Here is a 15,384-nt window from a genome sequence, read left to right as displayed (position 1 = left end):
TCAATCATTCAAGTGAAAGAGTAACAATAAGATATATATATTCAATCATTCAAGTGAAAGAGTAACAATAAGATATATAGATGTAATCAAGAGGTGATGGATAAAGCAATGACTAGATTTAAAATCTAATCATTGTTTTTTTCTTATGGTTTTATCATTAAATATCTGTCTAGTTTGGGCATTGCTTCCTTCTAGCTAATGATTTTATTACAACCTTGTAAGGTTAATGTAATGTTAATCGATAGTAAAATAAGTTGCTTGAGTGTAATTTAAATAAGATTAAAAAGTACTGTTTATCTATAAAATAATCGGGTAAATAATATGTAATTAGGAAGTGTATGAATATGATTGAACTAAAATCTATTATCCATTCGTATAAACTAAAGAGAAAAATAGCTAAAGATTTATACGGAAAAAGAGATGAATTGACACTGTTATTAAATGAATTTAATAAAATGAAATGTACAGTAACATCTGAAAAGAAGAAAAACAATATATTATCTCGTTTGCAACTAATTTATCAAAATATGAAATTAGATAAGCAGTATCCTCTATCAGTTGCTTTTGATAGTAAATTATTGGAGCGATTAGAAAAAGAACCTCTACATACTATTGAGGATGGTGTAACATGTTTACATCTAATGTTAGATGAGAATTATGAGAAAATAAAACAATATGGTTCGAGTACAAGTAGGTCATTTGTTCCATTATCGCAGTCTTCTATTTGTCTTGCTGATTGTATTTGTTTAACAGGAGTTGTAGTAGGTTTACTAGGAGCAATTTCATTTTGGGGATTACTGTTATCTATATGTTCAATTACATAAAGGTTGATATTTGTAAAAAGGGCACCGAATTAAGGTGTTCTTTTTTGGTTTTTTTGTAAAGTTATTGTAAATGATAAGTACAATGCATTAGATGTAATGTATAATTCGAATGTATTGAAATACAAATATAATAGAGGTGTTATACATGATAATTACTTTGAATTTTTAAAAGAGTCGGTTTGATAATAATTTATGTAGATAAACAGTTTTTACGTTTCTTTTAAATACTTGGTTTAAATGGATTAGATTAAGTAACTATTGTTCTAGCTTTTTGATAATCAATACAACTGAAGAAAGGAAGGAATCATTTTATGAAAAAATTAAGGCTGCTAACATTTGAAAATATAGTAGAACCCCTTTTAAATGAAAAGGTATCATTTATATACTTTCCTATTGAATGGCTGGACATCGTAGAGATACATTATAAGACATTTTTATTAACGAGTAAGTTGAAACGTTTGAATGAAAGATTGTATGATATGTTTTCGGATATATTGTTTATTCAGCATAACCCGTACGTATTAAATGAAAATACACCATGGATTGTATCGAAAGAACCTATTAGACAAGATCAGCTCGATTATATTTTTCAAAGTTGGTATGAGATTATTCATGATTGGAAACCAAATAGATTAGTAGAACCACCAAAATATGAATGGCAATCCGATTTGATTTCTAATTTGCCAGTACTACATGATAAAGAAACGTATTCTAAGTGGGTGCCCGCTTTAATCTCACATATTTTTTGTGAGCGTCCTATATATTTAAAAAATACAAATGAAGAAGAAATCTATTTTTCCCCTCTTAGATCACAAAATATTTGTGAGGCGATGTCAGGGCCGATAAAAGATGAAAAAACACAAGATTTTTTCTCCTATGTATATCGATTCGAATGCATAACCCGCGGTGGTGAGAACGCTCCATTATTAAATATTTCAATAGGGATTCGAAGATTTTATCAAGAATATAATCACCCAGATATTCCTTTACTTTTAAGACGGAAACGAGGCATGATATTGATTTCTACCTCAGAGTTTGCGTCAAATAATAAAAAAATACGGTTTGTAAAACTAAAAATACAACAAGCTACAACCGGCATGAAATGGATTAAGATATTTAGAAATTTAAAAGATGATTTTCAAATAGGAGGAGAGGTGGATTTAGACCATATTCTCCAATATCCGAAAGATTATATTGTAGGAGAAAATAAAAGGGTGTTATTTCCATACAATGAGAGAATTTATAAAGTTCAAGGTACTAAAATAGAACCGGGTATAACAGTAAAGGAAAGAGAGTATTTATTTAAAGAATTTCAGTGTAAATTCTCTTATTTCACAATACTTCCAGAATGTAAAAAGGTAGCAACAAATAACAAAAATGAATTATTTCCTTTATTTGCACCAAAAGGATTAGAGACATTAACATTAGAAGTTTGGTCTGAAAATATAGCGCTGGAAATAGAACAAGCATTACTTGATAGCAAAATTGTTTTGACTAAAGTTGGTGAAAATTCTTATGTATTGAATACAGATTTTCCAGTGTTATTAAAGATTGTGAGATACAATATTGAAAAGGTGTTACAAAATCCATATAAAATGCAATATTGCCAAAAATATAAAACAAATCTTGTAGATGATGTTAAGAAAGCTGTCTATGCTACCGCGGGTAAGCGCAGTGATGCGACATTAGCATTAATCGCGATGAAGAATTGTGATGGACGCGAAAAAATTGATCCAAAACAAATCATTAGAGAGGGATTTGCACGAACAAACCGTATTTCAACATTTATTAATTTATTTATAGGACAAAATGTATCTCGTAAAACAATTGTAAATAGTATTTTTAGTCTATTAGAACAAAAAGGATTTTTGAGGCGTAGTTGGAATAAGATAAATTTACCTTGTACATATGTTAGTTTATCAATTGAACGAATATCGAAATTCGATTTCTTACCTATTTTTTCAAAAATAAAAGGAAAAGAAATTTTATATAAATTATATGGGAGTACAGAGTGGCAAACGATTGATTACGTATTATTAAATATAAATAAACATAATGCATTTTTACCACAACCATCAAAGAGAAATGATATGGGGGCTCTTTTTAAACAATATGTTTTCGAAACATTAATGGAAATTGTACAATATGCAAAAGAACAAAATGAACAAGTTTACTTCATTGTAGATGCAAATTTGAGAAAATATTGGATAAAAGAGTTACAAAATAAAGAAATTAATATAGATATTTTACCTGATATTGTTCCAGAGGTGTTAAAGGTTCCAAATTTAAATATTATTAGAATAAATACAGGTTTTGATGTACCAAGTTACGGTGTAATAGAATCTGATGATGCTCTAGATAGCATTGGCTTATATGCAGATCAAAAAGGGATGTATTATAGCACTGGTGAATATCCACTTAATTGTAGTGGGATTTTTCAGCGATATATACTTGAAATTTTACCATTGGGTGTAAAACCTGTAGAAAGGGATTATATCGCTAAAATGATACATTACATGTGCTGTAATTCTAGTATGCTTTCGAAAAAGAATGTACACATGACATATTCCGTACATATGGAAAAAGTAATAAAGGCTTATATTACTGACATAGATGCAAGAGAGTTTAAAGAATTTGATGATGAATTGGATGTAGATGTAGTAAAGGTAGAAAAGAAAGATTCAATTACTCTACTTTAAATACTAGTAAACAAATCCTGCTCGTTATATCGATCAGGATTTGTCATTTTTTTATGTAAATAAGGATATCCTTTGTCAAGTATCTTTTCGTTTGCATATTTACTTTATGTGCAGACAGGATTAATATGTTTTTTAGAAATACAAAAACTATATCATATGGAAAAAAGATTTTTATTAATTGAAAAAATTTGAAAGGAATGGGGAATTGTGAAGAAATTAGATGTGCTCTTAATGCTATTGAGCAGCCTCTTTCCAATTGCAGGACTTACAAAGCAAATCCCTCTAGAACAATCTATATATATTGGAGGGCTATTATTTTTTACTAGTTTCGGTAGTTATTTTGCTAAAAAGATGTATTCACGTATATGCAGCTGGATAGCGTATGCGCCATTTATAACATTACTGTTAGTTATTTGGCATCAGGATATTTCAACAAGTTCAATCATAACAAATGCAAAAATTGCTGCATGTGTCGCGTTAATTCCATGTTTATTCCGTTTTCGTACATATGGACTGACTTTGGGCTTATTCTCATTATGGGCCGCTTTACTATGGGATATAAAAGAAGTACAGTCGTTAGTCATACTTGAACGCATAACGAGTTTAATGACAAGCCATTATGTATATATATTACTATTAATTGGAGGACTTGTATTAGGAGGATTACTTGCGATGTTCATTCACCGCAAAGAGAAAGATAATAATAAAGAAAATATAAGTCTACTTGGACCAAAAAAGAAACGCAAAAGATTATCAATTAAGATTCGACTTCCAAGATTGCCGAAATTAAAGATGAAACTAGTTAAGTTTGGTGGGAAAGAATCTAAAAGTAAAATGGCAGAAAAGAACCATGAGTATAAGTACGAAGAACCAGTTGCAACATATGAAATGACAGAGCAAATAGATCCATACAAAGAAAATGCAGTTCAAGGTCAAACAAGGATGGAACGCCGAAGAAATAGGTATAATGCATAATGAAGTTTAATAGCCCCGTAATGACTTATCTTAATATTGATAAAGCATTACGGTTTTTTTTATGTAATTAAATGAAGGTTGCTAATGTGGGGGGAACAGCATATTTTATAGGTGGGAACCAAAATGAAATAAGGGGAGGATAAAATGCTTATCATTACATATATATCTGCTTGTATATTATTCTTAGTTAGCTTTTTACATGTATATTGGGCTTTCGGAGGTAATTGGGGGACAAATAGTGTTATTCCAACTAAATCAGGGGAAAAGGCGTTTACACCTCGCGCCGGAATGACATTGTTCATTGCATTATTATTAAGTATGGCAGCAATAATTTTGTTGCAACAAGCAAAAATTGTTCATTTTGCAGTTCCTAGTGTTATTATTCAAGTCGGTTCCTGGATTTGTATGATCGTCTTTTCTATTAGAGTAATTGGTGAGTTTAATTATTTTGGTATCTTTAAACGACAAAAAGATACGCACTTTGCTAGAATGGATACCGGTTTATATATTCCACTTTGTGTATTGTTATCTTTATCTTTCTTATTAGCAATAATTTTGTGAGTAAATAATAGTAGTTTCTTTTCTCAAAATATATGTAAACGTTAGAAATCTAAGAGTAAATAAAAAGGATGTAAGCGCCTTCTTGTCGAAATGTAAATTATTATGAAAGGCGGTGACACTATGAAGTATGTAAAAGTTAGTATGAATGGTGGAAGTGAACACAAATTCTTAATGACTTTAGATCGGTTTGAAGAACTTATTACTACAGAGAATGGGATATTAGAAAATAAATTAGTATGTATTGAAAATGTAATGATTAATCCTACTAATATATCTTCTGTAGTTGAAAAAATTGGTGTACCGGCTAAGTTTATGGAAGCTTAAAATCGTTAGATAAAAAACATCCATTGAGGATGTTTTTTAATTTATAATTATGAAATTCTGCAGTGAATTTTTGAGTAGATTTTTTAGCAATGACTATGCATATATTAAGTACCTGAACATGGTGCTTAATACATGCACGAAATAATAAGTACAAGCATATATTATGTAGTAGGACAAGATCTTCGTGTCCTACTTAATACTCAGAAAAAACCTCTAATCACATAAGAGCATCCAATTGCAGGGTGCTCTTATTTTTTATGAAAATCTACTACGAGCCTTATTTTATAGTAGGATGCAATAATAAAGGGCTATTTTGAAATAGTGTTTTTTTAGCCTTTAATTTTAAATTTATCTTTAACGTTAATAAATATTAAAAATAATATGATAGCAGAAATTAAGTTAGATAAGTAGAAATTTTGATGAAACAGTAGTTCAAAGATGACATCGAAAGTAACGAATAAGGCAATAGCAGGTAGTATGCAAATAAATATAAATCTCCAATTTTTTAAGTAATGTTTATAATTTGTAAGTACTTTATCCATAAATATAGCTCCTATATTTTTGTTTTTATATAATTATACATTTAGATACAAGGATTTTCAAAGAAAAAATATTTAGCAATTCAAAAATATAAGGAGAGCTTTTGTTGAAAATCCAGATTGCTGTAGCAATCTGGATTTGACTTTAAAGAACTATACTAAAATGATACACTATAATCTACGTTATTTTTGAAATGAATAGAGGGATTTGTGTGATAGATAAAATTAAAAATGCTGTAGAGGATATGTACGAAGATGAGGCTAAAGATTTACTTCAAAGTATTCTCATACAGTTAAATTTATTAGAAGAAAACTATAGTGAAGATACAATTAAAAATTTGATGGATATTCCGAAACAATTAACAAGTAATCCTACTTATAAAAGGAATGTAAAAGAAAGTACGCACGTACATATTGCTTTTGATGATTCAACGGCTGGTTGCTTAAAATATATGTTAAGTCAAGAAGAATTATTTGAAGAGAGTGTTGTTGCTTTTTCGGAATTCTTTTCAATTGGACCGATATATAGGTTGCATACGAATGAGGGGCAACTAGCAAGACAGAAGTGGTTAATAAATAACTTAACTGCTTATGATAGTTATTTTGAAGAAGAATATTTATCAAGATTTATAGCAACTATAGAAGAACTACATACTATTCCTGTTGAAACGCCTATTACAATTTGGAAGGCTGATAATGCACATGAACATGTAGGCCTAAATTTTGTGATGGCACAATTAAAGGATAAGAAAAACATTCGAGTTATTAATACGTCTGAAGCAAGTAGAGAAATATTGAAACAAGAGTATGATATTCGTGGAACGGGAGAATTACCACCTGAAAGTTTAGCTCTATTCCAAAAAAGTTTTGCAAAGTTACTTTATTTAACTGAAGAGAAGCGAATGAATTTTGAACATGAGTGGGATAGATTATCGAAAAGCATAGAATGTTTAAGAGTGTGGGAAGAAAATGAAGTGCATTCTGTACAAGAAGATTATTTTGATCAATTTATAATTGAATGTGCGAAAAGTGTGGGTGCTAATCGAGAGTTCCTCAAAGCTCCTAGAGTAATTGGTGAAGCACTTGGTCTTGTTGAACAATTGGTTGGAGATACTTTCTTAGAATATCGCTTGAAACAATTAATTAAACAAGAAGTATTTGAATTTGAAGGTTCGTTAGATGAAATGCGTTTTTATAGTGTGAAGTTAAGGAAACAATAAACAAATTCTATTTTTGAAAGGCTCGTATTTTTAATAATACGAGCTTTTTAAGTTGAATTTGGGCTATACATAAGCTTCCCAGAGAGGGCATATCACATATGAATGTTAAAGGTAATGAATGAAAAGAAGGTGATTTATTAATATGTATAACCAACAAAATTATCCATATGATCAAGCGATGTATTATAATCCACAAAACTACGGGTATGAACCTACAAATGAAGTGAGAGATATTGAACAAGAAGATTACAGACCAGATGATGCGGAGGATGCTCCAACGTCACCACCACCGTCACAAGCGCCATCGTTACCGTCTACATTTGCTTCTCCAGCACAACCAGGCAATATGAAATCATGGATGTGTAACTGTTTAGGAAGATGGGGCTATTTACGTTTACATCGTCCTGGACCTTTTGGAAGGGATTTATGGTTCTTTCCGACTGAAGTGAGAAGAAGCGGAGTATCAGGTTACACTTGGCAAGGTGGTCGTCGTCGTAAAGTAAGTTATCGCTATCAACAAATTAGTAATTTTATGTGCTTCGCATAAAGAGAAGTGGGAGAGTAAAACGATTGTACTCTCTCACTTTTTTATTTTTCAATATACGAAGTAAGATTTTGATTAAAAATTTACAATTTTCACGTTTTTATTAGAGTATAATGCATATGTTGGTTGGTTTTCAAAAACAAATGAGAGTGAGGGGATACAATGTCAATGAAAAACAAAGTTGGGTTAAGCATAGAGGATGGCATTAATTTAGCTTCAGCTCAGTTTAAAGAAGATGCGTATGAAATTTATAAAGAATCGCGAAAAAAACAACCTATATTATTTGTAAACCAAGTTGAAATCGGTAAAGAATGGCTCATTACTAGATATGAAGATGCTCTGCCACTTTTAAAAGATAATCGTTTAAAAAAAGATTGGACAAATGTGTTTTCTCAAGATATAAAGAACATGTATCTTTCCGTTGATAATAGTGACCACTTAACAACACATATGCTAAATTCAGATCCACCTAACCACAGTCGTTTACGATCTTTAGTTCAAAAAGCTTTTACACCGAAGATGATTGCACAATTAGACGGAAGAATTGAGAGAATAGCAGATGATTTGATAAGTGATATAGAGCGAAAAGGTACATTAAATCTTGTGGATGATTATTCATTTCCATTACCAATTATTGTAATAAGTGAGATGCTCGGTATTCCAAAAGAAGATCAAGCGAAATTTAGAATTTGGTCTCATGCTGTTATTGCATCACCAGAAACACCTGAAGAAATAAAAGAGACCGAAAAACAACTATCTGAGTTTATTACATATCTTCAATATTTAGTTGATATTAAACGAAAAGAGCCAAAAGAAGACTTGGTGAGTGCTTTAATACTTGCAGAGAGTGAAGGGCATAAACTTAGCGCTCGGGAACTATATTCAATGATAATGCTATTAATTGTCGCAGGACATGAGACGACAGTGAATTTAATTACAAATACGGTATTAGCACTTCTTGAAAATCCAAATCAATTACAGTTATTAAAAGATAATCCAAAACTAATTGATTCGGCTATTGAGGAAGGATTGCGTTATTATTCTCCAGTTGAGGTTACAACTGCAAGATGGGCAGCGGAACCTTTTCAAATTCACCATCAAACAATACAGAAAGGAGATATGGTTATTATTGCATTGGCTTCAGCGAACCGTGATGAAACAGTATTTGAAAATCCAGAAATATTTGATATTACACGGGAGAACAACCGTCACATTGCCTTTGGTCATGGTAGCCATTTCTGCTTAGGAGCTCCACTTGCGAGGTTAGAAGCAAAGATTGCTATTACTACTTTGTTTAATCGAATGCCTGAACTAAAAATAAAAGGGAATCGTGAAGAAATTAAATGGCAAGGTAATTATTTAATGCGTTCTTTAGAGGAATTGCCTTTAACTTTCTAGAATAGTTAAAAGTAGACATGCATACATCGAAAATGATTTACATAGAGTATGTATGTGTTATTTAAATTCGAAACGGAAGGGTGAAGACATCCCAATGATCAACTAATTCTATTTGTAAGAGATCTTCGTTAAAAAACGAAATATTCTTCTGAATAGGATTAGTCTGTACATTTATAGAAAAGGGATGTATTTCGCTCTGCGAATATATAGTCTTTTTATATGATTTGTGCTGCCTCCTGTTCAGAACATGAAATAGGAGGCTTTTTTATGTCGACAAATGTAGTAACGAAACAAAATAATGGGGTATCACAAGTATTAAAAAATCGGTTTGTACAAGGGATTTTAGCATCAGCATTATTTTTACAAATAGGAATATGGGTTCGAAACTTTGCGGTATTACTATATGTAATGGAAATGACAAAAGGTGATGCTTTTGCTATTTCCATGATTTCAGTTGCTGAATTCGCTCCAATTTTTATTTTTTCATTTATTGGCGGTACCTTTGCTGATAGGTGGAAGCCAAAGAAGACAATGATATGGTGTGAAACGTTAAGTTCCATTTCAGTATTCGCTGTCTTAATTACGCTTATGTTTGGAACGTGGAAAATTGTGTTTTTTGTGACACTCATCTCTGCAATCCTTTCACAGTTTTCACAACCATCTGGAATGAAGTTGTTTAAACAACATTTATCAACGGAACAAATTCAATTAGCGATGTCTATATATCAAACGATATTTGCAATATTTATGGTATTAGGACCAATTCTAGGGACATTTATCTTTCATAGTTTTGGAATTTATATTTCAATCATCATAACAGGTATCTCGTTTTTACTTGCGGCAGTTGTATTGTTATTTCTTCCGAAAGATCTTGAAAACGACGTAGAAAAGAAAGATATCACTCTGCTGCAGGAGATGAAGGATGGTATTAAGTATGTCAAAAAGAAAAAAGCATTAACTTTGCTAGGGCTTTGCTTTATGGCTGCAGGACTAGGTATAGGATTAATTCAACCATTAGGTATATTTATTGTGACTGAGCAGCTAGGATTATCAAAAGAGAGTTTACAGTGGCTACTAACAGTAAATGGTGCGGGTATGATTGTTGGCGGAGCATTAGCAATGGTATTTGCGAAAAACGTTGCTCCGCAAAAGATGTTAATTATCGGTATGCTTGGTCAAGCAATTGGTATTGGCATTATAGGATATTCTACAAATTTATGGGTGACACTTACAGCTCAGCTTTTTAGTGGCTTAGCTCTTCCTTGTATCCAAATTGGTATTAATACGCTTATTATTCAAAATAGCGATACCGATTTTATAGGTCGTGTAAATGGTATTTTAAGTCCGCTATTTACCGGTTCAATGGTAGTAACGATGAGTATAGCTGGCTCATTAAAAGAGATGTTTTCATTAAGTATGATGTATGAAGGGACGGCTTTACTTTTTATAATTGGATTATTGTTTATTTTACCTATATACAATTTAAAGCCAGTAATAGCGGTAGAAAGTGAAATAAGTGGTAAAGGAAGTGCTGTACAAAATGAATCCTAATCCAAATGTTAAATACCCTATTGAAGGAAATCAAAACGTTCAATTTATAAAAAATACAATAACAAAGGCTAATATACTTGTTGGTGACTATTCTTATTATGATGCGAAAGATGGAGAAACATTTGAAAATCGAATATTACATCATTATGAATTTCTTGGGGATCGCCTTACTATTGGAAAGTTTTGTTGTATTGCATCTGGAGTTAACTTTATTATGAACGGAGCGAATCATCGGATGGATGGATTTTCGGCATATCCATTTAATATCTTTGGAAATGGGTGGGAGAAGTATACACCTAGTTTGTCTGATTTACCTTACAAAGGCGATACGGTTATAGGAAATGACGTTTGGATTGGTATGGACACAACTATTATGCCCGGAATAAAAATAGGAGATGGTGCAATTATTGCAGCTAAATCTGTTGTGACTAGAGACGTCGCACCATATACAATTGTTGGTGGAAATCCAGCAAATAAAATAAAAGAGAGATTTTCAAATGAAATAATAGAAGAATTATTACAAATTCAATGGTGGCATTTTGACATTGAAAAAATAACTGAAAATATAGATGTGATTGTACGAGGAGATATTGAACCATTAAGAAAGCTAAAAAGGGAATAAAAAATGGATGACAAAGAGTATCATACCTCCGAATTTTGTTAATGATAATAGAATAAGGAGGTGTGATACTATGGCACAAGACGTTTTATGTGAAGTGAATAACTGTAAATTTTGGGCGAACGGTAATAAATGTAGTGCAGAGGCAATTTACGTAGTAAGTCATAAAGGTAAACATGCATCTACAACGGAAGAAACAGATTGCAAAACTTTCGATCCAGAAGTGTAAATGTTTGAAGGGTAGCCAAATCGTGGTTGCCCTTTTATTAATTATAGTATTGATAATAAATATCATTTTCATTCATTGTTTTTAACTTTTCTTGTTATTTTTTCATATTTTTTTCATAAGTGATGTAATCCAACTCAATTCATGTTCAATTCGTGATTTACTAAATTCAATGACTTCAGTAATAAAAGATGAGGTAACATCTAGAGACTGAATAGCAGTAAGCTGATTATGTAGTACGTTTTGACGTACAGTCAAAATCTCTTTTCTATCCTCATAGTCAAGTTTTTCAAATAGCGCAATACGAACAAGAAATTCTGTATTGTTTGTCGCAAGTTTTTCGGGAAACTCTCGTAACATTTCAGAAAAAATTTCTTCTCCTGTTTCTGTTATATCGTACATATTTCGGTTTGGTTTTCCGACTTGTTTATGTATTTTTTTCGTTATAGCACCCATATTTTCAAAGCGCCGAAGGGCTGGATAAAGCATGTTGTGATTTAATTCGAAATTTTCACCTAAACGATTTTGAACATTTTTTTTAATTTCATATCCATGTTTTGGTCCTGTCGTTAATTCTGCTAGTAGTAAAATGTCAACGTACATAAAAATCCCCCTTATATATTTCTCAAGTTCTCTAATGAAAAATCCCCTTTGGTATATGTTAAAATAACATATGATAGTTTATACAACTTTGGACTGCCGACCTATCACTTTTATTGTAAAAGAAAAGGGAGGAAAGAACTATGGCTTCACCTGAAAATGTTATTTTAGTTCACGAAATTTCAAAGCTGAAAACAAAAGAAGAATTATGGAATCCATATGAATGGTATCGTTTGATGAGGGATAATCACCCAGTTCATTATGATGAAGAGCAGGATGTATGGAATGTTTTTTTATATGATGATGTAAATCGTGTTTTATCAGATTATCGCTTATTTTCAAGTAGAAGGGAGCGCAGACAATTCTCAATCCCTCCTTTAGAAACTAGAATAAATATAAACTCTACAGATCCACCAGAACATCGCAATGTACGTTCCATTGTTTCTAAGGCATTTACTCCAAGAAGTTTAGAACAGTGGAAACCTCAAATACAGGCTATCGCAGATGAACTTGTACAACATATCGAAAAATGTAGTGAAGTTAATATCGTTGAACAATTTGCTGCACCTTTACCTGTTACTGTTATTTCTGATTTATTAGGAGTCCCAACAACAGATCGTAAAAAAATTAAAGAATGGTCTGATATTTTATTTATGCCGTATAGTAAAGAAAAGTTTAATGATCTGGATGCCGAGAAAGGGATAGCATTAAATGAATTCAAAGCATACCTTTTACCGATTGTTCAGGAAAAGAGATATCATTTAACCGATGATATCATATCTGATTTAATTCGAGCTGAATATGAAGGCGAAAGATTAACCGATGAGGAAATTGTAACCTTTTCATTAGGTTTACTAGCGGCTGGGAATGAAACCACTACAAATTTAATTATTAATAGCTTTTATTGCTTTTTAGTAGATTCACCTGGAATTTATGAAGAGTTAAGAAAAGAACCTAACTTAATTTCAAAAGCGATTGAGGAAGTATTACGCTATCGCTTTCCTGTTACATTGGCCCGGAGGATTACAGAGGATACAAATATATTTGGTCCTTTAATGAAAAAGGATCAGATGATTGTTGCGTGGGTTAGTGCAGCGAATTTAGATGAGAAAAAATTTTCACAAGCCTCTCAATTTAATGTACATCGAACAGGAAATGAAAAGCATTTAACCTTTGGGAAAGGCCCTCACTTTTGCTTAGGAGCACCACTTGCACGTTTAGAAGCTGAGATTGCATTAACTACCTTTATAAATGTTTTTGAAAAAATAGAGCTATCTCCATCTTTCTGTTTAGAAAAATGTATATTAGAAAATGAACAAACATTAAAATACTTACCTATTCGATTGAAAGCCAAATAAAAATCTTAACAAGGTGCATACATTTGCATCTTGTTTTTTGTTTCTCAATTGTGAGTTTTCGGTAATCACCTTAATATGGAATTGTATAAAACGTAGAGGAGGATTCTTATGTTGACTTGTAATAGAAGTAAATCATTTCAAAAGTTTATTAAAGGTGTTACAGATCTTATGGAAAACGGTTTATTTGAAGAAGAAATAGTGTGTGGCATTGAAAAGTTACTAGAAGAACTTTTAGAAAAGAAAACATGGCTTCCGTTAGATAAACAGAAGGCCAATTTGACTCAATATGCACGACATTTATTGTATGAAGATCCGCTCAAACGTTTTGAAGTACTAGCTCTCGTATGGAAAGATGGACAATCTACACCTTTACATGATCATGACGGCTCATGGGGAGTAGAAGGCGTTTTTTCAGGAAGGGTTATGGTGCAGAACTTTATACAAACGAAACAACTTGGAAATTCACTTGTTTATTTAACACATACAGGAAATCTTTATTTGGGAGAAGGAGAAACAGATAAAGTAATTCCACCAGCGGATTGTCATATTCTTGAAATTAGCAAAAATGAAAGCGTTATTACGATTCATGTCTATGGAAAACGGTTAGAAAAGTTTAAAGTATATATCCCAACTGAAGAAAAAAATGTGTACATGTGTGAGACAAAATACATTAGTTATAATTCATAGTTTAAAATCCAAAGCTTTTTTAAAAAGAAAAGCTTTGGATTTTATTTTTAATTATTTCCTGACCTGAAACGCTTTTCATAAATTATAAATAAGAAGTACCTCACGAGGATTGTATGAAAACGATACCTAATAATTAATTAGAACTCGTGTATTTATAGAAAGTGGTGAAGAAATAATGAAATTAATCGCAATTGATTTAGATGGAACTCTTCTTTCGGGGAATAAAATGATAAGTAAAGAAAATGCAGAAGCAATTCGAACATGTCAAGAAGCTGGCCATGTTGTAGCAATTTGTACAGGACGTTCTATTGTTGACATTGAGCGATTATTGTTAGAAGTTAATTTAGAGTGTCCAATCATTGCGGAAAATGGGGCTCTTATATATAAAGATAAAAAAATGATGAAGAGATATCCAATTCAAAATATGCAGGCACTTGAAATCGTAGAATATCTTGAAGAGAATGGTTTATACTATCAGCTTTATACTGATAAAGGTGTGTATGTACCGGATTATGGAGTAGAGAGTGTACGTAATGAAATTGAGTATGTGAAGAATTCAAAAGAAAATTTCGACTTGAAAGAGTTAGAAACAATCGCAGCATTATATCTTGAGCATACAGCGTTTCATAGTGCGGAAAGTTGTAAACCAATTGTAGAAACAGATATACATGTGCATAAACTATTACCATTTTCTTATGATATTGAGAAATTAAAAAAACTAAAAGAAACATTTCTTCATAATACGGATTTAGCAATTACATCTTCATATTGGCACAATTTAGAGATTAATCATCGAGATGCTCAAAAAGGGAATGGATTATATACTTTAGCAGAACATCTTAATATTCCGGTTGAAAACACTGTAGCGATAGGTGATGGACTAAACGATGTTTCTATGATGGAAAAAGCGAATATATCAATTGCAATGGGAAATGCAGTTGAAGAAATAAAAGAAATGTGTAAATACGAAACGTTATCAAATGAAGAACATGGTGTGGCACATGCTTTATATAAATATGTAATGTAATTAAAAAAAAGAAAAAAGAATCCAAATGGATTCTTTTTTCTTTTTTATTAGGGGTAAGGTATTCTATGAGATTCATAGAAGCCTTATTACATTTCATTATATAGAATATATTGGAATAAATGTGTATATTTTTCATAAAAATTGTGAATATTTTATGAACTTTATACTTATTGCATGTTTATACCGCTATTAGTAACGCGTATGACTCTCAAGTGAAAATTCAGTGAATGTA

General features: G+C 31.4%; 16 protein-coding genes and 1 pseudogene. 15 read left to right on the top strand and 2 right to left on the bottom strand.

What is annotated here, in order from left to right; translation table 11 throughout:
• Positions 1 to 37 precede the first annotated feature (37 nt).
• From ACQRBL_RS13600 to ACQRBL_RS13575, 6 genes and pseudogenes are all read left to right on the top strand, one after another.
• Positions 38 to 129: pseudogene (locus ACQRBL_RS13600) on the top strand (site-specific integrase); the annotation flags it as partial.
• Between the two features lie 209 nt (positions 130 to 338).
• Positions 339 to 824 carry a homoserine dehydrogenase gene (locus ACQRBL_RS13595; RefSeq protein WP_065483761.1) on the top strand — a complete coding sequence of 162 codons (486 nt, stop codon included), beginning with the start codon at positions 339 to 341 and terminating at the stop codon, positions 822 to 824.
• A gap of 311 nt (positions 825 to 1,135) precedes the next feature.
• Entirely contained in the window at positions 1,136 to 3,523 is a 2,388-nt protein-coding gene (locus ACQRBL_RS13590; protein ID WP_427734711.1) for an RNaseH domain-containing protein, read from the top strand.
• Between the two features lie 207 nt (positions 3,524 to 3,730).
• Positions 3,731 to 4,498 (top strand): DUF3959 family protein, encoded by a 768-nt coding sequence (locus tag ACQRBL_RS13585; RefSeq protein WP_065483768.1) that lies wholly within the window; start codon positions 3,731 to 3,733, stop codon positions 4,496 to 4,498.
• A gap of 144 nt (positions 4,499 to 4,642) precedes the next feature.
• Positions 4,643 to 5,059: a DUF3995 domain-containing protein gene (locus ACQRBL_RS13580; RefSeq protein WP_065483771.1), complete on the top strand. Its 417-nt coding sequence runs from the start codon at positions 4,643 to 4,645 to the stop codon at positions 5,057 to 5,059.
• A gap of 120 nt (positions 5,060 to 5,179) precedes the next feature.
• Entirely contained in the window at positions 5,180 to 5,383 is a 204-nt protein-coding gene (locus ACQRBL_RS13575; protein WP_065483774.1) for a hypothetical protein, read from the top strand.
• 329 nt (positions 5,384 to 5,712) lie between these two features.
• On the opposite strand, the gene ACQRBL_RS13570 is transcribed toward ACQRBL_RS13575, so the two are convergent.
• Positions 5,713 to 5,925: a hypothetical protein gene (locus tag ACQRBL_RS13570; protein ID WP_000362067.1), complete on the bottom strand. Its 213-nt coding sequence runs from the start codon at positions 5,923 to 5,925 to the stop codon at positions 5,713 to 5,715.
• Between the two features lie 209 nt (positions 5,926 to 6,134).
• Between ACQRBL_RS13570 and ACQRBL_RS13565 the strand changes: the two genes are divergently transcribed.
• From ACQRBL_RS13565 to ACQRBL_RS13540, 6 genes are all read left to right on the top strand, one after another.
• Positions 6,135 to 7,142, top strand: coding sequence for a DUF1835 domain-containing protein (locus tag ACQRBL_RS13565; protein ID WP_411995526.1), 1,008 nt, complete (start codon positions 6,135 to 6,137; stop codon positions 7,140 to 7,142).
• A 142-nt stretch (positions 7,143 to 7,284) separates the two neighbouring features.
• On the top strand, positions 7,285 to 7,689 hold the full coding sequence (locus ACQRBL_RS13560) for a hypothetical protein (protein ID WP_000282689.1): 405 nt from the start codon (positions 7,285 to 7,287) through the stop codon (positions 7,687 to 7,689).
• A gap of 159 nt (positions 7,690 to 7,848) precedes the next feature.
• A complete protein-coding gene (locus tag ACQRBL_RS13555) occupies positions 7,849 to 9,084 on the top strand; it encodes a cytochrome P450 family protein (protein WP_000062121.1) in 1,236 nt (411 codons plus the stop codon).
• Between the two features lie 267 nt (positions 9,085 to 9,351).
• On the top strand, positions 9,352 to 10,635 hold the full coding sequence (locus ACQRBL_RS13550; protein ID WP_000106396.1) for an MFS transporter: 1,284 nt from the start codon (positions 9,352 to 9,354) through the stop codon (positions 10,633 to 10,635).
• The gene (locus ACQRBL_RS13545; protein ID WP_097987292.1) at positions 10,625 to 11,257 is read left to right on the top strand and encodes a Vat family streptogramin A O-acetyltransferase; all 633 of its coding nucleotides are present in this window, start codon (positions 10,625 to 10,627) and stop codon (positions 11,255 to 11,257) included. Before ACQRBL_RS13550 ends, ACQRBL_RS13545 begins: the two co-directional genes overlap by 11 nt.
• A 70-nt stretch (positions 11,258 to 11,327) precedes the next feature.
• Positions 11,328 to 11,483 (top strand): DUF1540 domain-containing protein, encoded by a 156-nt coding sequence (locus ACQRBL_RS13540; protein ID WP_000046095.1) that lies wholly within the window; start codon positions 11,328 to 11,330, stop codon positions 11,481 to 11,483.
• 102 nt (positions 11,484 to 11,585) lie between these two features.
• On the opposite strand, the gene ACQRBL_RS13535 is transcribed toward ACQRBL_RS13540, so the two are convergent.
• Positions 11,586 to 12,083: a PadR family transcriptional regulator gene (locus tag ACQRBL_RS13535; protein ID WP_000289124.1), complete on the bottom strand. Its 498-nt coding sequence runs from the start codon at positions 12,081 to 12,083 to the stop codon at positions 11,586 to 11,588.
• Between the two features lie 140 nt (positions 12,084 to 12,223).
• Between ACQRBL_RS13535 and ACQRBL_RS13530 the strand changes: the two genes are divergently transcribed.
• The 3 genes from ACQRBL_RS13530 (at position 12,224) to ACQRBL_RS13520 (ending at position 15,152) form a co-directional block, all read left to right on the top strand.
• Positions 12,224 to 13,438, top strand: a complete 1,215-nt coding sequence (locus tag ACQRBL_RS13530; RefSeq protein WP_098564260.1) for a cytochrome P450 — start codon at positions 12,224 to 12,226, stop codon at positions 13,436 to 13,438.
• 108 nt (positions 13,439 to 13,546) lie between these two features.
• A complete protein-coding gene (locus ACQRBL_RS13525; RefSeq protein ID WP_411995527.1) occupies positions 13,547 to 14,125 on the top strand; it encodes a cysteine dioxygenase in 579 nt (192 codons plus the stop codon).
• 175 nt (positions 14,126 to 14,300) lie between these two features.
• A complete protein-coding gene (locus ACQRBL_RS13520; RefSeq protein ID WP_097960824.1) occupies positions 14,301 to 15,152 on the top strand; it encodes a Cof-type HAD-IIB family hydrolase in 852 nt (283 codons plus the stop codon).
• Positions 15,153 to 15,384 lie beyond the last annotated feature (232 nt).

This window comes from Bacillus sp. AF62, from assembly GCF_050312695.1.
GTDB classification, from domain to species: domain Bacteria; phylum Bacillota; class Bacilli; order Bacillales; family Bacillaceae_G; genus Bacillus_A; species Bacillus_A cereus.
Note: the sequence above shows the minus strand (reverse complement) of the source record. Positions and strands in the feature narration are given on the sequence as shown.